The 21,547-nt window shown below is 73.6% G+C and carries 23 protein-coding genes; 10 read left to right on the top strand and 13 right to left on the bottom strand.

Translation table 11 applies throughout. The features are described from left to right. Positions 1-146 precede the first annotated feature (146 nt). Genes NFX44_RS18680 through NFX44_RS18665 form a run of 4 tightly spaced genes read left to right on the top strand, consistent with a single transcriptional unit; the run spans position 147 to position 3,521 of the window. Positions 147-1,862: a nitrite/sulfite reductase gene (locus NFX44_RS18680; RefSeq protein WP_262284833.1), complete on the top strand. Its 1,716-nt coding sequence runs from the start codon at positions 147-149 to the stop codon at positions 1,860-1,862. Continuing rightward, entirely contained in the window at positions 1,859-2,017 is a 159-nt protein-coding gene (locus NFX44_RS18675) for a hypothetical protein (RefSeq protein ID WP_262284832.1), read from the top strand. The genes NFX44_RS18680 and NFX44_RS18675 overlap by 4 nt, the downstream gene beginning before the upstream one ends. Next, entirely contained in the window at positions 2,014-2,778 is a 765-nt protein-coding gene (locus NFX44_RS18670) for a phosphoadenylyl-sulfate reductase (RefSeq protein WP_262284831.1), read from the top strand. Before NFX44_RS18675 ends, NFX44_RS18670 begins: the two co-directional genes overlap by 4 nt. Then, positions 2,760-3,521 (top strand): sirohydrochlorin chelatase, encoded by a 762-nt coding sequence (locus tag NFX44_RS18665; RefSeq protein ID WP_262284830.1) that lies wholly within the window; start codon positions 2,760-2,762, stop codon positions 3,519-3,521. Before NFX44_RS18670 ends, NFX44_RS18665 begins: the two co-directional genes overlap by 19 nt. A gap of 114 nt (positions 3,522-3,635) precedes the next feature. On the opposite strand, the gene NFX44_RS18660 is transcribed toward NFX44_RS18665, so the two are convergent. Both NFX44_RS18660 and NFX44_RS18655 read right to left on the bottom strand, forming a co-directional pair. Beyond that, complete coding sequence (locus NFX44_RS18660; protein ID WP_088975879.1) at positions 3,636-3,893, bottom strand: WhiB family transcriptional regulator; 258 nt, start codon at positions 3,891-3,893, stop codon at positions 3,636-3,638. Between the two features lie 447 nt (positions 3,894-4,340). Continuing rightward, positions 4,341-5,291, bottom strand: coding sequence for a diacylglycerol kinase family protein (locus NFX44_RS18655; RefSeq protein WP_262284829.1), 951 nt, complete (start codon positions 5,289-5,291; stop codon positions 4,341-4,343). Positions 5,292-5,334: 43 nt separating this feature from the next. Here NFX44_RS18655 and NFX44_RS18650 point away from each other — a divergent pair, with 43 nt between their 5' ends. Further along, positions 5,335-5,724 (top strand): hypothetical protein, encoded by a 390-nt coding sequence (locus NFX44_RS18650; protein WP_262284828.1) that lies wholly within the window; start codon positions 5,335-5,337, stop codon positions 5,722-5,724. A 25-nt stretch (positions 5,725-5,749) separates the two neighbouring features. On the opposite strand, the gene NFX44_RS18645 is transcribed toward NFX44_RS18650, so the two are convergent. The 3 genes from NFX44_RS18645 to sodN form a co-directional block, all read right to left on the bottom strand. Further along, entirely contained in the window at positions 5,750-6,157 is a 408-nt protein-coding gene (locus tag NFX44_RS18645; protein ID WP_262284827.1) for an ATP-binding protein, read from the bottom strand. 32 nt (positions 6,158-6,189) lie between these two features. After that, positions 6,190-6,657, bottom strand: coding sequence for an N-acetyltransferase family protein (locus NFX44_RS18640; RefSeq protein ID WP_369015319.1), 468 nt, complete (start codon positions 6,655-6,657; stop codon positions 6,190-6,192). A gap of 65 nt (positions 6,658-6,722) precedes the next feature. Beyond that, complete coding sequence (sodN, locus tag NFX44_RS18635; protein ID WP_262284825.1) at positions 6,723-7,127, bottom strand: superoxide dismutase, Ni; 405 nt, start codon at positions 7,125-7,127, stop codon at positions 6,723-6,725. Positions 7,128-7,211: 84 nt separating this feature from the next. On the opposite strand from sodN, the gene NFX44_RS18630 reads away from it, so the two are divergent. The 3 genes from NFX44_RS18630 (at position 7,212) to NFX44_RS18620 (ending at position 9,911) form a co-directional block, all read left to right on the top strand. Continuing rightward, on the top strand, positions 7,212-7,556 hold the full coding sequence (locus NFX44_RS18630; protein WP_262284824.1) for a S24 family peptidase: 345 nt from the start codon (positions 7,212-7,214) through the stop codon (positions 7,554-7,556). Between the two features lie 141 nt (positions 7,557-7,697). Continuing rightward, on the top strand, positions 7,698-8,873 hold the full coding sequence (locus tag NFX44_RS18625; RefSeq protein ID WP_262284823.1) for an NADP-dependent malic enzyme: 1,176 nt from the start codon (positions 7,698-7,700) through the stop codon (positions 8,871-8,873). Between the two features lie 75 nt (positions 8,874-8,948). Further along, a complete protein-coding gene (locus NFX44_RS18620) occupies positions 8,949-9,911 on the top strand; it encodes a zinc-binding dehydrogenase (protein WP_262284822.1) in 963 nt (320 codons plus the stop codon). 26 nt (positions 9,912-9,937) lie between these two features. On the opposite strand, the gene NFX44_RS18615 is transcribed toward NFX44_RS18620, so the two are convergent. The 3 genes from NFX44_RS18615 to NFX44_RS18605 form a co-directional block, all read right to left on the bottom strand. After that, positions 9,938-10,903: a chlorophyllase gene (locus NFX44_RS18615; RefSeq protein WP_262284821.1), complete on the bottom strand. Its 966-nt coding sequence runs from the start codon at positions 10,901-10,903 to the stop codon at positions 9,938-9,940. Positions 10,904-10,969: 66 nt separating this feature from the next. Beyond that, a complete protein-coding gene (locus NFX44_RS18610) occupies positions 10,970-11,497 on the bottom strand; it encodes a nucleotidyltransferase domain-containing protein (protein WP_262284820.1) in 528 nt (175 codons plus the stop codon). Positions 11,498-11,532: 35 nt separating this feature from the next. Further along, positions 11,533-12,570 carry an alpha/beta hydrolase gene (locus NFX44_RS18605; RefSeq protein ID WP_262284819.1) on the bottom strand — a complete coding sequence of 346 codons (1,038 nt, stop codon included), beginning with the start codon at positions 12,568-12,570 and terminating at the stop codon, positions 11,533-11,535. 137 nt (positions 12,571-12,707) lie between these two features. Here NFX44_RS18605 and NFX44_RS18600 point away from each other — a divergent pair, with 137 nt between their 5' ends. Beyond that, positions 12,708-12,884: a hypothetical protein gene (locus tag NFX44_RS18600; protein ID WP_262284818.1), complete on the top strand. Its 177-nt coding sequence runs from the start codon at positions 12,708-12,710 to the stop codon at positions 12,882-12,884. A gap of 160 nt (positions 12,885-13,044) precedes the next feature. Here NFX44_RS18600 and NFX44_RS18595 read toward each other — a convergent pair whose 3' ends face one another. The 3 genes from NFX44_RS18595 to NFX44_RS18585 form a co-directional block, all read right to left on the bottom strand. Next, positions 13,045-14,157: an acetate/propionate family kinase gene (locus NFX44_RS18595; RefSeq protein WP_262284817.1), complete on the bottom strand. Its 1,113-nt coding sequence runs from the start codon at positions 14,155-14,157 to the stop codon at positions 13,045-13,047. Next, positions 14,154-16,220 carry a phosphate acetyltransferase gene (gene pta, locus NFX44_RS18590; protein ID WP_262284816.1) on the bottom strand — a complete coding sequence of 689 codons (2,067 nt, stop codon included), beginning with the start codon at positions 16,218-16,220 and terminating at the stop codon, positions 14,154-14,156. The genes NFX44_RS18595 and pta overlap by 4 nt, the downstream gene beginning before the upstream one ends. A 75-nt stretch (positions 16,221-16,295) precedes the next feature. After that, positions 16,296-16,799, bottom strand: a complete 504-nt coding sequence (locus NFX44_RS18585) for a GNAT family N-acetyltransferase (protein ID WP_262284815.1) — start codon at positions 16,797-16,799, stop codon at positions 16,296-16,298. Between the two features lie 49 nt (positions 16,800-16,848). On the opposite strand from NFX44_RS18585, the gene NFX44_RS18580 reads away from it, so the two are divergent. Then, complete coding sequence (locus NFX44_RS18580; RefSeq protein ID WP_262284814.1) at positions 16,849-17,415, top strand: TetR/AcrR family transcriptional regulator; 567 nt, start codon at positions 16,849-16,851, stop codon at positions 17,413-17,415. A 9-nt stretch (positions 17,416-17,424) separates the two neighbouring features. Here NFX44_RS18580 and NFX44_RS18575 read toward each other — a convergent pair whose 3' ends face one another. Then, on the bottom strand, positions 17,425-17,604 hold the full coding sequence (locus NFX44_RS18575) for a DUF6104 family protein (protein ID WP_262284813.1): 180 nt from the start codon (positions 17,602-17,604) through the stop codon (positions 17,425-17,427). 94 nt (positions 17,605-17,698) lie between these two features. Next, positions 17,699-21,436 carry a multifunctional oxoglutarate decarboxylase/oxoglutarate dehydrogenase thiamine pyrophosphate-binding subunit/dihydrolipoyllysine-residue succinyltransferase subunit gene (locus NFX44_RS18570; RefSeq protein ID WP_262284812.1) on the bottom strand — a complete coding sequence of 1,246 codons (3,738 nt, stop codon included), beginning with the start codon at positions 21,434-21,436 and terminating at the stop codon, positions 17,699-17,701. Positions 21,437-21,547: the final 111 nt, after the last annotated feature.

Here is a 21,547-nt window from a genome sequence, read left to right as displayed (position 1 = left end):
CTGTCCGGCCCACTGACGACGCCCGACCCATCCGTCTCGGGCGCGTTCCGCGCCGGCCGTCATCGACATCGCCGTCCTCGGCCCTCATCCAGGGCCGGCCGCCGCGTCCGCGCTTTCAGGCACAGCAGACAACGGAGGACGCCGCGATGGCGGTCAGCAGCACCACCACCACGACCCGGCCCGACACCCCGGCACCGGCCGCCCGGGCCCCCCGCCGGCCGCGTGGTGAAGGACAGTGGGCGCTCGGGCACCGCGAGCCGCTCAACCCCAACGAGCGGATCAAGAAGGACGACGACCCGCTGAACGTGCGGGCCCGGATCGAGAACATCTACGCGCACCGGGGCTTCGCCTCGATCGACCCGCAGGACCTGCGCGGCCGGTTCCGCTGGTGGGGCCTCTACACCCAGCGCAGGGCGGGCATCGACGGCGGGCGTACCGCCGTGCTGGAGCCGCACGAGCTGGAGGACGAGTTCTTCATGCTCCGGGTGCGGGTGGACGGCGGCGAGCTGAGCCTGGCCCAGCTGCGGGTCGTCGCGGACATCTCCCGGGAGTTCGCCCGGGACACGGCCGACATCACCGACCGGCAGAACATCCAGTACCACTGGATCCGGGTCGAGGACGTGCCGGAGATCTGGCGCCGGCTGGAGGCGGTCGGCCTGCAGACCACCGAGGCGTGCGGCGACTGCCCCCGGGTGGTGCTGGGCAGCCCGGTCGCCGGGGTGGCCCGGGACGAGGTGCTCGACCCGACGCCCGCGGTCGACGAGATCGTCCGCCGGTACGTCGGCGACAAGGCGTACTCCAACCTGCCCCGCAAGTTCAAGACCTCGATCTCCTGGCTGGTCGACACCCCGTACGAGGCGAACGACATCGCCTTCCTCGGCGTCGAGCACCCCGACCACGGTCCCGGCTTCGACGTCTGGGTGGGCGGCGGGCTGTCCACCAACCCGATGCTGGCCAAGCGCCTCGGCGTCTGGGTGCCGCTGGCCGAGGTGCCGGACGTGTGGGCCGGGGTGGTCGGCATCTTCCGGGACTACGGCTACCGCCGGCTGCGCAACCGGGCGCGGCTGAAGTTCCTGGTGGCCGACTGGGGCGTGGCGAAGTTCCGCGAGGTGCTGGAGAAGGAGTACCTGGGCCGGGCGCTGCTCGACGGCCCGTCCGCGCCGCTGCCGGCGAAGCCCGTCGACCACATCGGTGTGCACCCGCAGCGCGACGGCGCCAACTACGTGGGCGCCGCCCCGGTGGTGGGCCGGGTCTCCGGCACCCAGCTCGCCCGGCTGGCCGACGTCGCCGAGGCGCACGGCAGTGGCCGGGTGCGGCTCACCCCGTACCAGAAGCTGCTCGTGCTGGACGTGGCGCCGGAGCGCACCGACTCGCTGGTGGCGGAGCTGCGCGGGATCGGCCTGGAGGCCCGGCCCTCGGCCTGGCGGCGCGGCACCATGGCCTGCACCGGCATCGAGTTCTGCAAGCTGGCCATCGTCGAGACGAAGCGGCGCGGCGAGGAGCTGGTGGCCCGGCTGGAGGAGCGGCTGCGTGACTTCGACGCCGACATCTCCATCCACCTCAACGGCTGCCCGAACGCCTGCGCCCGGACGCAGGTGGCCGACATCGGCCTGAAGGGCCAGCTCGTGGTGGGCCCGGACGGCCGGCAGGTGGAGGGCTTCCAGGTGCACCTCGGCGGCGGCCTGGGCATGGCCGCGGGGCAGACCGCCGGCTTCGGCCGCAAGCTGCGCGGCCTGAAGACCACCGCCGACGAGCTTCCGGAGTACGTGGAACGACTGGCCCGCCGCTACCTGGCCGGCCGGAGCGAGGGCGAGAGCTTCGCCAACTGGGTGATCAGGGTCGACGAGGAGGAATTGCGATGAGCGATGCCCGATCTGCGCCTCTCTACTGCCCGTACTGCGGGGAGGAGGACCTGCGGCCGCACGAGGCCGGGCACGGCGCCTGGGAGTGCCACGCCTGCGCCCGGGTCTTCACCGTGAAGTTCACCGGCCTGCTGAGCCGGGCGGTGGCCCGATGAGCGCCCTGCGCTCCGCCGCCGGCCTGGGCCTGGTCGGTGTCGGCGGGGTGGCCCCGGCCGACCCGGCCCGGCGGGACCCGGAGGAGTTGCGCGCGCTGGCCGAGCGGGCCGGCCGGGAGCTGGAGGGTGCGCCGGCGCTGGAGATCGCCCGCTGGGCCGCCGAGACCTTCGGCGACCGGTTCTGCGTGACCAGCTCGATGGCCGACGGGGTGCTGGCCCACCTGGTCTCCCGGGTCGCCCCCGGGGTCGACGTGGTGTTCCTGGACACCGGCCTGCACTTCCCGGAGACGCTCAAGGTCCGCGACGAGGTGGCCCGGCGGCTGCCCGTGACCGTGCGCTCGATCCGGCCCCGCATGACGGTGGGGCAGCAGGACGGCCAGTACGGTCCCCGGCTGTTCAGCAAGTCGCCGGACGACTGCTGCCAGCTGCGCAAGGTCGAGCCGCTGGAGCGGGCGCTGACCGGGTACGACGCCTGGGCCGCCGGGCTGCGCCGGGACGAGTCGCCGACCCGCGCGAACACGCCGGTGGTGGCGTTCGACGCGCGGCGCGGCAAGGTCAAGGTCAACCCGATCGCGGCCTGGACCCAGCGGGACGTGGACGCGTACATCGCCCGCTACGACATCCCGGTGAACGAGCTGTTCGCCCGGGGCTACGGCTCGATCGGCTGCTGGCCCTGCACCCGCCGCACGAAGGCGGGGGAGGACCCGCGGGCGGGCCGGTGGGCCATGTTCGAGAAGACCGAGTGCGGCCTGCACACCTGACCGCCGAGCCGCCGGTGGTGCTGGTCGCGCACGGCAGTCGGGATCCGCGGGCGGCGGCGGCGACCCGGGCGCTGGCCCGGGCCGTGGGGGCCGCCCGTCCGGGCGTCCCGGTGCTGCCGAGCTGGCTGGACCACACCGACCCCGGCCCCGCCGCGGTGCTGCGGGACCTGGCGGCCGCCGGCCACTCCCGGGCGGTGCTGGTGCCGTTGCTGCTGACCGCCGCGTACCACCGGAAGGTCGACATCCCGGCGGCGGTCGCGGCGGCCCGCGCGCGGGGCGCGGACATCGAGGTGCGGGTGACCGACGTGCTGGGCCCGGCGGACGGGGTGGTGGACGCCCGGCTGCTGGCGGGGCTGCGCCGGCGGCTGGCCGAGGCGCAGCCGGGCCGGTTCGACGGTGTGGTGCTGGCGGCGGCGGGGACGCGGGATCCGCGGGCGCGGGGTTCGGTGGGGCGGGTGGCCGCCGCCCTCGGCGCCGAGCTGGGCGTGCCCTGCCAGGTGTCGTACGCCTCGGCGGCGCCCCCGGGGACCGGGGTCGCGGTGACCCGGCTGCGCGCGGCGGGCGCCCGCCGGGTGGCCGTGGCCGCCTACTTCCTGGCCCCGGGCCTGTTCCACGACGCGGTCCGCGCGTCGGCGGAGCGGGCCGGCGCGGTGGCGGTCGCCGATCCGCTGACCGACCTGCCGGAACTCGCCGACCTGGTGCTGCGTCGGGTCGACGCCGCGCCGGTCGGCAGCCCGGTGTGACGCGCGTCGCCATCATGATCAGCAAGGGCGCCGACGGGGTAGCCGGCGGTCATGCGTCCGGACAGCAGAACGCCCCGGCCGGGATCCCGGCCGGGGCGTGCGCGTGCGTGCGAATCAGGCGGAGTGAGCGCGCAGCACCCGGAGCCCGCCGCGGCGCTTCACCGCGCGGCGCTCCTCTTCGCTCATCCCACCCCAGACACCGGCGTCCTGACCGGACTCCAGCGCCCACTGAAGGCAGTGGTCGGTCACCGGGCAGCGCCGGCAGACGGCCTTGGCCTGCTCCACCTGCAGGAGGGCCGGGCCGGACGTCCCGATCGGGAAGAACAGCTCCGGGTCCTCGTCGCGGCAGACGGCATCGTGGCGCCAGTCCATGGCGGCAACACTCCTCATTCTCAAATGGGTGGCCAGATTACGCTTCGTTGCTATTCCTATATGCGTCCGCATTGCCGATCGGTGACGGTCAGCATCCATCAATTCGGCGCTGCGTGAGCAGGCTTGCGACCCGTGGACCTGCTGGAACAGCTCAACCTGTCGAGCATATCCAGGCAATGTCCCGGTAACACGCTTTCGCTTGTGAATACTTTCACGAACTGTCGCGATGTCAAGGGTGGCGCTCGGAAAAACTCCGAACAGTGAGCGGGCTCACCACCCTTTTGTCCGGGTTTCAGAGCGCTCTGGTTACCCGGCGTGCCACAGTCGAGGATCAATATAGTACGGTCTGCGTGACGTTGCTGACATTTCCGGCACCTTCCCTCGGCGTGGCGGCCCCGCACGAAGCGGTTGCGGTGGCCCGCGTCAACCGACGGCAGTACCCGAGACCTAGCAGATTACTCTCAGTGCGGCAGGGATGGATGCGAATCTGACTTTTTCCCGCTCGCCGAGGTAGTCGCCGTCCAGTTGGAACGCCAGCGGGCGGGCCGAGAGCAGGGTGAACTCGGCCACGTCGTGCAGTCGGAGCACCTGCCGGCCGTGCGGATCGGGTTCCCGGGCGAAGAACTGCGTCACCGTGCGTGCCGTGCTGGCCACCTTGAGCCGCCGCATCGCGAGCACGTCGAGCCCCAGGTCGAACGAGGCCTCCGGATTCGGGTTGATCTCCCGGTCGCCCAGGTAGGTCCACGGGGCGGTGTTCTGGATGATGACCGTCCCGAGGTCGGTCTCCGCCGCCTCCCCCGGACGCTCCAGCGAGATCGCCGGGTGCCGCCGGTCCGAGGCGAGGAAGTACTGGCTCACCGTGGAGCGGAAGTAGAGCGCCGGTGTGGACACCCGGCCCCGCTTGCGGGCCCGCTCGACCCGCTGGATGACAGCCGCGTCGATGCCGAAGCCCGCGCAGAAGGTGAAGTAGCGGTCGTCGGCCCGGCCCAGCCCGATGGTGCGGGAGCGGCCCAGCCGCAGCCCCTCCAGGATCATGCTGGTCCCGTCCGGCCACTCCCGCGGCAGGCCCAAGGCCCGGGCGAAGACGTTCGTCGACCCGCCCGGGACGGTGGCCAGCGCCGGCAGCCGCTCCGCCGTGGTCTGCCCGGTGCGGAAGGTCGGCGGCTCGGCGGCCATCAGGCCGTTCACCACCTCGTTGACCGTGCCGTCGCCACCGAGCGTCACCACCAGGTCGACGCCCTCCTGCGCGGCCTCCCGCGCGAGGTCCATGGCGTGACCCCGCCGGCGGGTGTACCGCACCGACAGGTCGACTTCGCTGCGCAGCGCCCGGACCAGCACGTCCCGGCTGCGCTCGCTGGTGGTGGTGGCCTTCGGATTGACCACCAGGACGGCCCGCATGGGCGGCACTGTACCGCGCCTACCCACGGGTATCGTGTCGCGCGTGACGATCGACTCCGGGCCGGTCCCCGGCACGCTCCGTTGGGCGGTGCTCCTGCTGCGCGCCGAGGCGGTGGCCCTCGGCCTGGTCGCGGCCTGGCTGGTCTGGTCCGACCTGACGGCGCACGCCACCGACCTGACCTCGGCGCTGCTGGTGACCGCGTTCGCGATCGCCGGGGCGGTCGCGCTCTGGGCGCTCGGCGCCGCGCTGGCCCGCCGCCGGTCCGGGGGCCGGGCGCCGGCCATCGTGCTCCAGCTCATGCTGCTGCCGATCGGCTGGTACATGATCCAGGGCGGCCTGGGCTGGCTGGGCGTGCCGCTGATGGCGCTCGGCCTCGGCGTCACCGGCCTGCTGGTCAGCACGCCGACCAACCGGGCGCTCGGCTTCGACTGACGCCGCGCCGCGCCGCGCGGGACGGTCAGTAGCCGGAGGCGCGGCGGGTGAGCAGGGAGATGGTGGCCCGCCCCTCGGCGGCCCGGGCGTTCGCCGCCGTGGTCAGCGCGGTGAGCACCTTCCAGGCGAAGGACGACTCCGAGGGAAGTGTCGCGCCCCGAACGGTCGGCACGGTCACCTCGACGGTGAGCGCGTCGTCGGTGACCGCGAAACGGCACTCCAGCTCGGCGTCGCGGGTGGCGATGGCGAGCAGCATGGCGCACGCCTCGTCGACGGCGATGCGCAGGTCCTCGATCTCGTCGAGGGCGAACTGGAGCCGGGCCGCGAGACCGGCGGTGGCGGTGCGCAGCACGCCCAGGTAGCCGCCGTCGGCGGGCACCGTGAGGTGCACGATGTCGTCGTCCGTGGTCCGCTGGCCGGTCAGTTGAGTCACGCCTCATCCCCCCGGTGCGGGACTCTACCCGGTCAGGCCTCCGCCCGCGTGGGGGCGGCCGTCGCCTGCTCCGCGAGATCGTGCAGCGCCGTCCCGGCCAGCCGGTACGGCACCCACTCGTCCATCGGGGCGGCGCCGATCGCGGCGTAGAAGCGGGCGGCCGGATTCCAGTTGATCATCCACCACTCGAGCCGCCGGTAGCCGCGCTCGACGCAGATCGCGGCGAGGGTGGCGAGCAGCAGCCGGCCCGCTCCGGTGCCGCGGGCGGAGGGCCGGACGTACAGGTCCTCCAGGTAGATGCCGTGCACGCCCTCCCAGGTGGAGAAGTTGAGGAACCAGAGGGCGAAGCCGATCGGCTGGTCGGCGGGATCCACCGCGACGTGCCCGAACAGCGCCGCGCCACGACCGGGAGCGGTCGGGAAGAGGGCGTCGGTGAGCTGTTCCTCGGTGAGGTGGCACTGCTCGGGGGCGCGTTCGTAGTCGGCGAGTTCGTGCACCATGGCGACGACGGCCGGCACGTCCTCGGGACGCGCCGGCCGGATCGTCGGTGCCTGGGCGGGCAGGCTCACGCCTGCTTGGTCTCCCAGAAGATCTTGGCGATCTCGTCGATCTTCTGAAGCAGATGGTCGGCGACGGCCGGGTCCATGCTGCCCTTGGCGCCGGCCGAGCCGGCGAGCTTGGTGGTCTCGTTGAAGAGCTGGTGCAGGTTCGGGTACTTCTCGAAGTGCTGCGGCTTGAAGTAGTCGGTCCAGAGCACCCACAGGTGGTGCTTGACCAGCTCCGCGCGCTGCTCCTTGATCAGGATGGCCCGCGTGCGGTACTCCGGGTCGGTGTTGGCCTGGTACTTCTCGCAGATCATTTTGACCGATTCGGCCTCGATGCGGGCCTGCGCCGGGTCGTAGACGCCGCACGGCAGGTCGCAGTGCGCGCTGGCGGTCACACGGGGCGTAAGGATGCGAGGAAGGCGCATCAGGGTCCTCCATGGGATGTTTGCGATGATCCAAGACGACACTACTCCTGGAGATGCTCCCCGGCGGGCGGGAGGTGAAACCCCGTGGGTGCTGTGGATCACCGGTTGCGCGGGCCGCTGGTACGCGTTCTCGTCACCGGCCCCTCCATGGCCCCGACCCTGCGGCACGGCGACGCCGTGCTGGTGCGGACCGGGGGCCGCCCGGTGCGCCCCGGCGACGTGGTGGTGGCGGTCTTCCGCAGCCGCCCCGACCTGCTCGTGGTCAAGCGCGCGGTCCGCCGGCAGGACGGCGGCTGGTGGCTGCGCGGCGACAACGGCCTGGTCACCGACGACTCCCGCGCGTACGGGGTGGCCGACGTGCGGGGCCGGGTGGTCCTTCGGTACTGGCCGCGTCCGGGGCGGGTCACCGGCGGGCCGCGTCGGATATGACCCCGATCACACCCTGGTGCGGCATGCCTGACTATGCTCGGAAAGTGCCCGGGTGACCCCCCCGCACCGCCGCCCCGCTGGCCGCTGACCACGCGTGCCGAGCCGGCCGGTCCGTCTGCTCGACAGATCCTGGAGTCACCAATGTCTACGTCCACCCCGGACCCCGCTGATCCCGTTTTCCGGCTGCACCTCGGCGGCAAGATGGCCGTCGCCTCGACCGTGCCGCTCACCAGCCGGGAGGACCTCTCCCTCGCGTACACCCCGGGTGTGGCCCGGGTCTGCGAGGCGATCGCCGCCGACCCGGCCCTGGCCGACGACTACACCTGGGTGTCGCACACCGTCGCCGTGGTCACCGACGGTTCCGCCGTACTCGGCCTGGGCAACATCGGTCCGCGCGCGGCGCTGCCGGTGATGGAGGGCAAGGCGGTGCTGTTCAAGCAGTTCGCGGGCGTCGACGCCGTGCCGATCTGCCTGGACACGCAGGACGTGGACGAGATCGTGGCGACGGTGCGGGCGCTCGCCCCCTCGTTCGGTGGGATCAACCTGGAGGACATCAGCGCCCCGCGCTGCTTCGAGGTGGAGCGCCGGCTGGACGAGGCGCTGCCCATCCCGGTCTTCCACGACGACCAGCACGGCACCGCCATCGTGGTGCTGGCCGCCCTGCGCAACGCCGCGACCCTGCTCAACCGCAAGCTGGGCGACCTGCGGGTGGCGGTCAGCGGGGCCGGTGCCGCCGGCGTGGCCGTGACGAAGATGCTGGTCGCCGGAGGCGTCAACCCGGACCAGGTGGTGGTCTGCGACTCCAAGGGCATCATCGGCCGGCACCGCGAGCTGACCGGCACCAAGGCCGAGTTGGCCGAGACCACCAACGCCGACGGGCGGCAGGGCGACATCACCGAGGCGCTGCGCGGCGCGGACGTCCTGGTCGGCGTCTCCGGCGGGCAGATCCCCGAGGCGGCGGTGGCCGGCATGGCCCCGGGGGGCATCGTCTTCGCGCTGGCCAACCCCACCCCGGAGGTGCACCCCGAGGTGGCCGCCCGGCACGTGGCCGTGGTCGCCACCGGGCGCAGCGACTACCCCAACCAGATCAACAACGTGCTGGCCTTCCCGGGCGTGTTCCGGGGCGCGCTGGACGCCCGCGCCACCCGGATCACCGACGGGATGAAGGTGGCCGCCGCCGACGCCATCGCCAACGTGGTGGCCGAGTCGCTGACGGCGGAGGCCATCGTGCCCTCCCCGCTCGACCCGCGGGTCGCCCCCGCGGTGGCCGAGGCGGTCGCCGAGGCGGCCCGCCGCGACGGGGTCGCCCGCCGCTGAGCATCGCGGAAGGGGGCCATCCGCACGGCTTTTGTGGGGAAGGTCCCCTTCTGAACGCGCGCTCAGCTTGTTACGGTGCCGCTCATGCGTGCTGCCTTCGCCTCGGCCTTCGACGCCGACAACCCGCTCGCCGCGCTCACCGTCGGCGACCGCCCCGAGCCGATCCACCCCGAGGACGACTGGGTCACCGTGCAGGTCCGCGCCAGCTCGCTCAACCACCACGACCTCTGGTCGCTGCGCGGGGTGGGCCTCAGCGCCGACCAGCTCCCCATGATCCTCGGCTGCGACGCGGTCGGCACCGACCCGGACGGCAACGAGGTGGTCGTCTACCCCGTGGTGCCCACCCGGGGCGACCCGCGCGGGGTCTCGATCCTCTCCGAGCACTTCGCCGGCACCTTCGCCGAGCGGGTGGCCGTACCCCGGATGAACCTGCTGCCGCTGCCCGACGGCCTCTCGGCGAGCGATGCGGCCTGCCTGCCGACGGCCTGGCTCACCGCGTGGCGGATGCTCACCACCCGGGGCCGGGTCGGCGACGGCGAGTCCGTGCTGGTCCAGGGGGCCGGCGGGGGCGTGGCCACCGCTGCCGTCGCGCTCGCCGTCGCGCTCGGCAAGCGGGTGTACGCGACCAGCCGCGACGCCGGCAAGCGGGAGCGGATCACCGAGCTGGGCGCGACCGCCCTGGAGCCCGGCGCCCGGCTGCCCGAGCGGGTCGACGTGGTGATCGAGACGGTCGGCGCGGCCACCTTCGACCACTCGCTGAAGTCGGCCGCCCCGATGGCCCGGATCGTGGTCTCCGGCGCCACCGCCGGCCATGAGCCCAAGGTGAACCTGCGCCGGGTCTTCGCCATGCAGCTGGAGATCCTCGGCACCTCCATGGGCACCCCCGACGAGCTGACCCAGCTCCTGGCGTTCTGCGCCGAGCACGAGGTGCGCCCGGTGGTGGACAGCGTGGTGCCGTTCAGCCGGATCGAGGAGGCGTTCGCCCGCCTGCAGTCCGGTGACGCCTTCGGCAAGGTCGTCGTCGACCACACCGCCTGACCGGCGACGCCGCCCTGGGCGACCGGTCAGAGATGGTCGTCCAGGGTGGCCACGCCGCCGCGGGTGGCGTCGGCCGGGAGCCGCTTCTTCGCCGCCGCGTCGCCGTAGAGCGTCCAGCGGAGGAACTCGACGGTGGTGTCGGCGACCACCCGCAGCGCCTTACCGTCGGCGAGCAGGGCTCGCCCGTGGTCGCCGTCGGGCAGGCTGAGCATCGCCTTCGGCCACGGCACCGCGTCGTAGACCGCCTTGCCGGCGGCGTAACCCACCACCTCGTCGGCCTCGCCGTGCACGAAGAGCTGCGGCGCCGCCGCACCGGCGAACGCGGTGCCGACGCCGAGCGCCGTGCCGGCGAAGACGATCCCGGCGTCCAGGCGCTCGTCCCGGCCGGCGGTGAACAGCCCGATCGTGGTCACCCCGCCCGCGCTGTGCCCGGTCGCGGCCACCCGCTCCGGGTCCAGCCGGCCGCGCAGCGGGTCGCCCGCCTTCCCGTCGAGGGCGAGCACCTGGGTCAGCACGTACGACACGTCGGCCGGCTGGTTGAGCACGTCGAGCGGGTTGCCGTCGCCGCCGGCGCCGGTGTGCGGGAACTTCGGCGCGGCCACCACGAACCCGGCCGCCGCCCAGCGGGTCAGCAGCACCTGGTAGTCCTCCGGCCGGGCGCCCAGCCCATGGCTGAACAGCACCACGGGGAACCGGCCGGATGCCGCCGGCGCGGACCGCTCCGGCGCGCCGCCGGCCGCACCCCGCGCCGGGTACCAGAGGGTCACCGGCAGCGGGCGGTCGCCGTCGCGGTTCAGCTTCAACTGGCGTACGCCGACCGCGAAGCTCTCGGTGGGTGCGTGCCCGGCGGGCACCCGCGGCGCGGGCGCGCTGGCCTTCGGCGGGGCGTCGGGGGCGGCTCGCCCGGCCGGGGCGGAACCGCCCGAGCAGCCGGCCAGACCCGTGCTGAGCAGGGCGGCAGCGGTGACGAGGGCGGCGGGACGACGGCGCATGAACACGATTGTGCCTCGCGCTCCCGGGTGACCGGCCGGCATCGCGCCCCGCGTGACGCGATCGCCTCAACCGGTCGGTGGCCGCCCCGCCCGCAGCCGGGCCAGGTCGGCGGCGTCCTTCGCCCGGCGGGGCCGGTCGGGCATCCAGACCGGGTACATCTCCTTGAACTCGATCTGGGCGGCCACGCTGATCACCGGAGCGGTGTGCGGGCCGATCCGGCCCGGCGGGGCGTCCAGCATCCCCTCCGGCAGCGGGGTGCCGGCCCACGGTCCCGCCCCGACCACCACCCGTCCCGCCGGGTCCCGGTCCAGGTACGCGAAGCTCAGCTCGACGTCGCCCCGGAGGAGGTCGAGCTGCTTCTCGACCGGCATCCGGGGGTCGGGGGCCCAGCCCAGCCCGCCGAGAAGCGCCGCCAGCGAGCCGGCGTCGCGCCGCCAGCAGTACCAGTCGACGTCCACGTGCGGCCGGCTCACCGCGCCGAGGTGGAAGTCCATCGCCCAGCCGCCGCGCAGCCACACCGCGATCCCGGCCGCGCCGGTCAGCGCGACCACCTCGCGGATCGCGTCGAGTTGCCGCCCGGCCAGCCCGTCCATCCGGGGGAGGCTACCGAGGCGGGCGGGGCGCGAGCTCACCCGGGGAGGGCACGGGTGGTGAGGGTGGTGACGCCGGGGAGGAGGGCGTCGGCGGGCAGCCGGTTCCGGGCGCGCCGGTCGTCGTAGAGGGTCCAGCGGAGGAAGTCGGTGGTCGCGGCGAGGACCTGCGGGAACCCGGGGCGGCCCGGGGTCAGGTACGCGCCGTGGCCCTGGCCGGGCAGGCTCAGGAAGGCGGCCGGGCCGAGGCTGCGGGCGTACGCGGCCCGGCCGACCGACTCGGGCACGACGGGGTCCGCGCCGCCGTGCACGAAGAGCAGGGGCGCCACCGGGCCGGCGAAGCTGCCGGCCACCCCGCCACCGGCGATGACGATGCCGGCGCGCAGCCGGGCGGAGTGCCCCGAGGTGAACATGCCGGCCGTGGTGAAACCGCCCGCCGAGTGCCCGGCGGCGGCGAACCGGTCCACCGCGAGGTGCCCGGCCAGCGGGTCCCCGGGCCGGGCGTCGAGGCGGACCAGGTGGCGGATCAGCCGCCAGCCGTCGGCGGGCTGGTTCCGCACGTCGGCCCGGGTGAAGTCGCGCGCCCGCAGGTTGGTCCGCGGGTAGGCCGGCGCGGCCACCACGAACCCGGCCGCCGCCCAGCGGGTCGTCAACGGGGCGTGCAGCTCGGGGAGACTGCGCAGGCCGTGGCTGTGAACGACCACCGGGAACCGCCCGGCAGCCACCGGGGCGCCGGGCCGGGGGACGGGACCGGCCGTCACCGCGCCGCCGGTGGGCTCGGTGGTGGCCGCGCCGCCGGTCGGGTCGGCTGTGGCCGCGCCGCTGTTCGGCCCGGCCGTGCGGCGGGCGGTGGTCGGCGCGGCGGCGGGCGGTCGGGCGCCGGGCTCGGCGGGATACCAGACGGTGACCGGCAGCGGCCGGGGGCCGTCGGGGTCGACGACGAGGTGACGCACGCCCACGGCGTACGGCCGCGGTGGCGCCGGCCGGAAGGGCGGGACCCGGTCGGTGGCGGCGGCCGGGCCACAGCCCGCCGCCAGCGCCACCAGCAGCGCGGCGGCCAGCCGCTGCACCCTCACCACCTCACGGTAGGCGGCCGGGCGGCCGGTCCGGCCCCGCCGACCGGGCCGACGCGCCTCCACCGCCCGGACCGGCGTGGCCCGTCCGCGGCCCGGCGGGATCATCCCGGTCGCCCCGCTTCGCTAGGGTCACGCCCATGGCTGAGAACTACACCGACCCGAGTGGCAACACCGCGCAGTTCCGCGCCTTCGTGGACTCGCCCGAAAGCGCGCCGGCGGCGGCGGAGACACCGTCCCGGCTGCCGCTGTTCGCCGGTATCGGCGTGGCCGCCGTCGTGGTGGTCGCCGTCATCCTCTGGCTGGCGCTGGGCTGACCCGGCCGCTGCCCACCCACACCCCACCCCACCCTCCGCGTCGATCATGAGGTTGGCGGCGCGAATTGCCCGATTCCGTGCCGCCAACTTCATGATCGTCGGGGCGGGCAGGCGGGCAGGCGGGCAGGCGGGCAGGCGGGCAGGCGGGGGTGGCGCGGGGTCAGAGGTTGAGGACCTCGCGGGTTTGTTGGGCGATCTCGCGTTCCTCGTCGGTGGCGATCACGCAGACCGTGACCTCGGCGCCGTCGGGGGAGATGACCCGGTCGCCGCTGCCGGCGTTGCGGGCCGGGTCCACGGCGATGCCGAGCCGCTCCAGGCCGGCCAGCGCCTCGGCGCGGACCGGGGCGGCGTGCTCGCCGACGCCGGCCGTGAAGGTGACCGCGTCGACCCGGCCGAGCAGCGCGTAGTACGCGCCCACGTAGCCGGTGATCCGGCGTCGGTAGACGTCGAACGCGAGCGCGGCCGCCGCGTCGCCGGCCTCCCGGCGGGCCAGCACCTCCCGCATGTCGTTGGCCCCGGTCAGCCCGAGCAGGCCGCTGCGGTGGTTGAGCAGGTCGTCGATGTCGTCCACGCCCATGCCGGCCTCCCGGCGCAGGTGAAAGATGATCGTCGGGTCGAGGTCGCCGCTGCGGGTGCCCATGACCAGGCCCTCCAGCGGCGACATGCCCATCGAGGTGGCCACGCTCCGCCCGCCCTCGACCGCGCAGGCGCTCGCCCCGTTGCCCAGGTGCAGGGTGATCGTGTTCAGCTCGCCGTACGGCCGGTCGAGCAGTTCCGCCGTGCGTCGCGAGACGTACGCGTGCGAGGTGCCGTGGAAGCCGTACCGGCGCACGCCGTACCGCTCGGCGATCTCCCGGTCGATCGCGTAGGTGGCGGCGGCCTCGGGCAGCGTGTGGTGGAACGCGGTGTCGAAGACGGCCACCTGCGGGGTGTCCGGCAGCGCCTCCCGGGCCACCCGAATGCCGGCCAGGTTCGCCGGGTTGTGCAGCGGCGCGAGCGGGACGAGGTCCTCGATGGCGGCGACCACGGCGTCGTCGATCCGCACCGGCGCGCTGAACTTGCGCCCGCCGTGCACCACCCGGTGCCCCACCCCGGCCAGCCCCGCCAGGTCGAGCCCCTCGATGATCTGCCGCACGGCGCTCTCGTGGTCGGCCGGCCCGCCGCCCGGCTCGCCGACCCGCTCGACGGTGCCCTTGTCGCGTACCTCGTCGCCGTCGTAGAGCCGGTACTTGACCGACGACGACCCGCAGTTGAGGACCAGGATCCGGCTCATCGCGACTCCCCGGCGGCGGCCTGGATGGCGGTGATCGCCACCGTGTTGACGATGTCCGGCACGGTGGCGCCCCGGGACAGGTCGTTGACCGGCCGGCGCAGGCCCTGCATGACCGGGCCGACCGCCACCGCGCCGGCCGAGCGCTGCACCGCCTTGTAGGTGTTGTTGCCGGTGTTCAGGTCCGGGAAGATGAACACCGTGGCCCGCCCCGCCACCGGGCTGTCCGGCAGCTTGGTGGCCGCGACCTGCGGATCGATCGCCGCGTCGTACTGGATCGGGCCCTCCACGAGCAGCTCCGGCCGGCGCTCCCGGACCAGCTTGGTGGCCGCCGCGACCTTCTCCACGTCGGCCCCGAAGCCGGAGTCGCCGGTCGAGTAGGACAGCATGGCCACCCGGGGCTCGATGCCGAACCGGGCGGCCGTGTCGGCCGAGGAGACGGCGATGTCGGCGAGCTGGGCGGCGTCCGGGTCGGGGTTGACGGCGCAGTCGCCGTAGACCAGCACGCGATCGGCGAGCAGCATGAAGAACACGCTGGAGGCGACGGAGACGCCCGGCACGGTCCGGATGATCTCGAAGGCCGGCCGGATGGTGGCCGCCGTGGTGTGGGTGGCCCCGGAGACCATGCCGTCGGCGCGGCCGGTCTGCACCATCATGGTGCCGAAGTAGTTGGGCTGGGCCACGATGTCGTGCGCCAGCTCGGCGGTGACGCCGCGGTGCGCGCGCAGCTCCGCGTAGACGGCGGCGAACTCGTCCCGCCACTCGCTGGTCACGGGGTCGACCACCTGCGCGTCGCCGACGTCGATGCCCAGCTCGCGGGTGCGCCGCGCCACCTCGTCGGGTCGCCCGAGCAGGGTCAGGTCCGCCACGCCCCGGCGCAGCAGCACCTCCGCGGCGCGGAGGATGCGCTCCTCGGTGCCCTCGGGCAGCACCAGCCGCCGGCGCTGGGCCCGGGCCCGGTCGATGAGGTCGTTCTCGAACATCAGCGGGGTGACCCGCTCCGACCGGCTGACCCGCAGCCGGCGGGCCAGGTCGACGGTGTCGACGCAGCGTTCGAAGGCGCCCAGCGCCGCCTCCACCTTGCGCGGGTTCGCCACGCTGGGCCGGCCCTCGATCCGGCTGGACGCCGCCACCGTGTCGTAGCTGTCGCTGGTCACCGAGAGCACGGCCAGCCCGGTGTTCAGCCGCTCGACCAGCCGCATGGCGCGCGGGTCGGGCTGCTCGCCCAGCGTCAGCACCAGCCCGGCCAGGGAGACCTGCCCGGCCACGTGCGCCGCGCCGGCGGCCAACAGCAGGTCGGCCCGGTCGCCCGGGGTGATCACCAGCGCGCCGTCGGTGAGGTGGTCCAGCAGGGTGGGCACGTGCGCCGCGCCGACCACGTAGTCGAGCACGTCCCGGTCCAGCGCGGCCTGGTCGCCGGTGAGCAGGGTCGCGCCGAGCGCCGCCGCCACCTCCGCCACCGTCGGCGCCGACACGGTCGGCACCTCCGGGATGGCGTACGCGGGGACGGGCAGCTCGGGCAGCGTCATCGGCTCGGGCACCCGGTTGGCGACCGCCGCCACCACCGTCGCGCCCAGGTCCTCCAGGTCGTGGTACGCCCCGCGCAGCGCCGCCGCGATCGCCTCGGGCGGCTGCCCGAACCCGTCCACCACGGGCACCACCACGCTGCTGAACTCGGTCGCCAGGCGGGCGTTGAACGCCAGCTCGCGGGCACCGGCGCCGTCCCCGTCGGCGAAGTCGCTGCCGACCACGACCACCGCGGGGCAGTGCCGCTCGACCGCGCGGTAGCGGGCCACGATGCGGGCGATCAGCTCCTCCCGGTGGCCGTCCGCGACCAGGGCGGCGGCCTCGGCGTAGGTCGCGCCGTGCAGCTCGTCGACGGGCAGCTCCACCCGGTAGCGCTCGGTGAGCAGGGCGAGGATCGGGTCGGGGCGCTGGCCGGAGACCAGCGGCCGGAAGGCGCCGATCCGCTCGACCTGCCGGGACAGCAGCTCGGCCAGCCCGAGTGCGACCGTCGACTTGCCCCCGCCGGACCCCACGCTGGTCAGGTACACGCTGCGCGCCACGACCTCACGCTACAAGATCGCGGGGTGCCCCGCCCGGGTCCTCCGACCCGTCATCCGGGCCCCGGACCGGGCGGCTCATCCGCCGGTCGGTGCCAGCTCCCGTTCGTACACCTGCCCGGTCAGCTCCGTGCCGAAGCTGTGGTGGTGCTCCTCCTCGACCAGGCGGAAGCCCCGGGAGAGGTAGATCCGGCGGGCGGCGACCAGCGGGTGGTTGGTCCAGAGCCGGATGCGGGCGTATCCCGCCCGCCGGGCGAAGGCGAGGCACTCGTCGACCAGTCGCTCGCCGAGCCGCCGACCCCGGGCCGCCCGGTCGACCAGCAGGATCCGCAGCTGGGCGGTCCGCTCGTCGGCCGCGACGCAGAAGACGCAGCCGACCCGCTCGCCGTCGACCTCGGCGATCCAGGCGGCCTCCCGTGCCGGGTCGTGGTCGGCGGCGTAGTCGGCGACGATCCGTGCCACGAGCGCCTCGAAGCTGGTGTCCCAGCCGAACTCGGCGGCGTACGTCTCGCCGTGGGCCAGCACCACCCAGCCGAGGTCGCCGGGGCGGCCCAGCGGGCGAATGAGAACCTCCGCGCTCATCGTCAACCCTCCACTACTGAAACAGTCGTTTCAGTGGCAGAGTAGCGCTGTGAGCCACAGCGAGCGACCCGGGAGCCCCCGCCGCGACGAACTCCTGGAGCGGGCCTACCGGTACGCCCTGGCGCACGGGCTGGCCGAACTGTCGCTGCGCCCGCTCGCCGCCGCCATCGGCAGCAGCCCCCGGGTCCTGCTGTTCCTCTTCGGCTCCAAGGACCAGCTCATCCGTGCCCTGCTCGGCCGGGCCAGGGCCGACGAGCTGGCCGCGCTCCGGCAGGCCCGGGAGGCCGGCGGCGCCGGCGACTTCGCCGCGGCGGTGCGGGCGACCTGGGGCTGGCTCGTGGACCCGGCGCACCGTCCGATGCTGGTCCTCTGGGTCCAGGCGTACGCCCGCTCGCTGGGCGAGCCGGACGGGCCGTGGGCGGGATTCGCCCGGCAGACCGTGGAGGACTGGCTCGGGCTGCTGGCCGACATCGACGGCGGAGCGGCCGGCGGTGACCCGGCGCTAGGCCTGGCGGTGCTGCGCGGCGCCCTGCTCGACCTGCTGGCCACCGGCGACGCCGAGCGGGCCACGGCGGTCGTCGAGCGCTACCTGCGCCTCGTCGCGGCGGCGGGCTGAACCGCCGACCTACTCGTCGTCCTCGTCGTCGAGCCGCGCCAGCCAGGTGGCGAACCGCTCGATCGGGGTCTCGAACTCCGGGTTCAGGTCGACGAAGTCACGGAGCCGCTCGCCCAGCCACTCCAGGGTGACCTGCTCGTCGCCCCGGCGCTCGACAAGTTCCTCGATGCCACGGTCGGTGAAGTACATGTGCGTCCTCTCGCGGAAGAAGGGGGCCGCCACACCGACGAGGGGCAGCGGCCGTCGTACGGTCGCTGCCCCTCGTGCCGGCGGTGCGGTCAGGTCACGGGCGGGGGAGAGCCGCCTCGATCAGCGCGTTCTGCTCGACCTCGTGCATCTTCGCCGAGCCGACCGCCGGCGCGGCGGCGGCCGGACGCGAGATGCGGCGCAGCCGGACCTCGGGCAGGTGCTCCAGCAGGTTGAGCGCGACGAACGACCAGGCGCCCTGGTTGGCCGGCTCCTCCTGGACCCAGGCGAAGTCCTCGGCGTTCGGGTACTGCGACAGGGCGGCCCGGACCTCCTCGACGGGCAGCGGGTAGAGCTGCTCCATCCGCAGGATCACCGTGTCGGTCACGCCCCGCTCCTGCCGGGCCTGGAACAGGTCGTAGTAGACCTTGCCCGAGCAGAGCAGCACCCGCTTCACCTGCTCCGGCGCCGGGGCGGCGGTGTCGGCCAGCACCGGCTGGAAGGTGCCCGTGGTGAAGTCCTCCACCTGCGACACGCAGAGCTTGTGGCGCAGCAGCGACTTCGGGGTGAACACCACCAGCGGCTTGCGCTTCGGCGACAGGGCCTGGCGGCGCAGCAGGTGGAAGTAGCTCGCCGGGGTGGTCGGGATGGCCACCCGCATGTTGTCCTCGGCGCAGAGCTGGAGGAACCGCTCCGGGCGACCGGAGGTGTGGTCCGGGCCCTGGCCCTCGTGGCCGTGCGGCAGCAGCAGGGTGACCGCGGAGCGCTGGCCCCACTTCACCTCGCCCGACGAGATGAACTCGTCGATCACCGACTGGGCGCCGTTGACGAAGTCACCGAACTGGGCCTCCCAGGCGACCAGCGCGTTGATGTTCTCCACCGAGTAGCCGTACTCGAAGCCCATGGCCGCGTACTCCGAGAGCAGCGAGTCGTGCACGAAGAAGCGGGACCGCTCGCCGTCGGCGGTGAGCGACTTCAGCGGCAGGTAGTCGTCGCCGGTCTTCGCGTCGACCACCGACGCGTGCCGCTGGACGAAGGTGCCCCGGCGGGAGTCCTGCCCGGCGAGCCGGACGGTGACCCCGTCGTGCAGCAGCGCGCCGAACGCGATGATCTCGCCGAAGCCCCAGTCGATGCCGCCCTCGACGGACATCTTGCGCCGCCGCTCCAGCAGCTGCTGGATCCGCTTGTGCGGGGTGAAGCCCTCCGGCAGGTTGACGTGCGCCTCGCCGACCGCCTTGACCACGGCGGCGTCGGTGGCGGTGTCGACCTGCGGCTCCGGCTCCTCCTCGCGGCGCGGCCGGCTGAGCTGGCGCGGCGTGGTGGCGGCGTCCCGGGTGGCCTTGAAGACCCGCTCCAGCTGCGACTGGTAGTCGCGCAGCAGCTCCTCCGCGTCCTCCACGGTGATGTCGCCCCGCCCGATGAGCTCCTCGGTGTAGAGCTTCCGGACCGAGCGCTTCGAGTCGATGATCTTGTACATCTGCGGGTTGGACATCGACGGGTCGTCGCCCTCGTTGTGCCCGCGCCGGCGGTAGCAGACCATGTCGATGACGACGTCCTTGTTGAACGCCTGCCGGTACTCGAAGGCGAGCCGGGCCACCCGGACGACGGCCTCGGGGTCGTCGCCGTTGACGTGGAAGATCGGCGCCTGGATCATCCGGGCGACATCGGTGCTGTAGAGGCTGGACCGGCTGTATTCCGGGGCGGTGGTGAAGCCGACCTGGTTGTTGACCACCACGTGCACGGTGCCGCCGGTGCGGTAGCCGCGCAGCTGCGACAGGTTGAGGGTCTCGGCGACCACGCCCTGGCCGGCGAAGGCGGCGTCACCGTGCACCGCCAGCGGCAGCACGGTGTAGCCCTCCAGCTTGAGGTCGATCCGGTCCTGCTTGGCCCGGACGATGCCCTCCAGCACCGGGTCCACGGCCTCCAGGTGCGACGGGTTCGCCACCACCGACACCTTGACCGCGTGCGCGCCGTCCGGGGTGCTGAACTTGCCGTTCTGGCCGAGGTGGTACTTCACGTCACCCGAGCCCTGGGTGGAGCGCGGGTCGAGGTGCCCCTCGAACTCCGAGAAGATCTTCTCGTACGGCTTGCCGACGATGTTGGCCAGCACGTTGAGCCGCCCGCGGTGGGCCATGCCGATCTCGACCTCGTCCAGGCCGCCCTCGGCGGAGCACTCCAGGACCTCGCCGAGCAGCGGGATCAGCGACTCGCCGCCCTCCAGCGAGAAGCGCTTCTGGCCGACGTACTTGGTCTGGAGGAAGGTCTCGAACGCCTCGGCGGCGTTGAGCCGGTTGAGCACGTGCTTCTGCTCGTCCGCGCTGGGCTTCTCGTACTTGCGCTCGACCCGCTCCTGGATCCAGCGACGCTCCTCCGGGTCCTGGATGTGCATGTACTCGATGCCGACGCGGCGGCAGTAGGAGTCGCGCAGCACGCCGAGGATCGAACGCAGCTTCATCCGCTGCCGGCCGGCGAAGCCGTTGACCGGGAAGACCCGGTCAAGGTCCCACAGGGTCAGCCCGTGCTGGAGGACATCCAGGTCGGGGTGCTTCCGGATCTTGAACTCCAGCGGGTCGGTGTCGGCCATGAGGTGGCCGCGCACCCGGTACGCGTGGATCAGCTCGTGCACCCGCGCGGTCTTGTTGATCTGGCCCTCGGAGTCGACGGCCACGTCCTGCACCCAGCGCACCGGCTCGTAGGGGAGGCGCAACGAGGTGAAGATCTGGTCGTAGAAGCCGCGCTCGCCGAGCAGCAGCTCGTGCATCACCTTGAGGAACTCGCCGGACTGCGCGCCCTGGATGATCCGGTGGTCGTACGTGCTGGTCAGGGTGATGATCTTGCTGACCGCGAGGTCGGCCAGGGTCGCCTCGCTCATGCCCTGGTAGGGCGCCGGGTACTCCATGGCACCGACGCCGATGATGGCGCTCTGGCCCTGCATGAGGCGCGGGATCGAGTGGACCGTGCCGATGCCGCCCGGGTTGGTCAGCGAGATCGTGGTGCCGGCGTAGTCCTCCATGGTCAGCTCGTTGCGGCGGGCGCGCCGGACCACGTCCTCGTACGCCTGCCAGAACTGCCGGAAGTCCATCTGCTCGCAGCCCTTGATGGAGGGCACCACCAGGTTGCGGGAGCCGTCCGGCTTGGCCAGGTCGATGGCGATGCCCAGGTTGACGTGCTCGGGGCGGACCATCGCGGGCTTGCCGTCGACCTCGGCGAAGGAGTTGTTCATCTCCGGGTGCTCGACAAGCGCCCGGACCAACGCGTAGCCGATCAGGTGGGTGAAGCTCACCTTGCCGCCGCGGCCGCGGGCCAGGTGGTTGTTGATCACGATGCGGTTGTCCACCAGCAGCTTCGCCGGCACCGCGCGGACGCTGGTCGCGGTCGGCACGGCGAGCGAGGCGTCCATGTTCTGCACGATCTTGGCGGCGACCCCGCGCAGCGGGGTGGTGCCGGCGGCGCTCGCGGTCGGCGCCTTGGCGGCCGGCTTGGCCGGGGCGGCCTTCTTCGCCGGAGCCGGCTCCGGGGCCTTCGCCGCCGGCTTGGCGGCCGGCTTCGCGGGGGCGGGCGCCGGCTTGGCGGCGGGCTGCTGGGTGACCGTGGCGACGGCCTCCTGCTGCTCGCCCGGCTCGGGGCGGACGGCCGGCTTGGCCGGGGCGGCCTGGGCCTCGGAGCGCGGGGTGGCGGCACCGGGCGCCGGCCGGTAGTCGGCGAAGAAGTCGTGCCAGGCCGAGTCGACGCTCGAGGGGTCGGCGAGATAGCGCTGGTACATCTCCTCGACGATCCACTCGTTCGGGCCGAAACCCGCCAGTGGGTTCTCCTGCGAAGTCTGCTGGGTCGACACGGCCGCTAATCGCCTCTTTCACGCGGTTGTGAATGTCACGCGGGCGCTCCCGAGCCCGTTCCCGGGCGCACGAGAGACGGGTCCCAGGCTACGCCGTGCGATCGACGCAGG

The sequence above is a fragment of the Micromonospora sp. MA102 genome (assembly GCF_025460765.1).
GTDB classification, from domain to species: Bacteria; Actinomycetota; Actinomycetes; order Mycobacteriales; family Micromonosporaceae; genus Micromonospora; species Micromonospora halotolerans.
The sequence above is the reverse complement of the archived record's forward strand: the minus strand, read 5'-3'. Positions and strand labels throughout refer to the sequence as shown.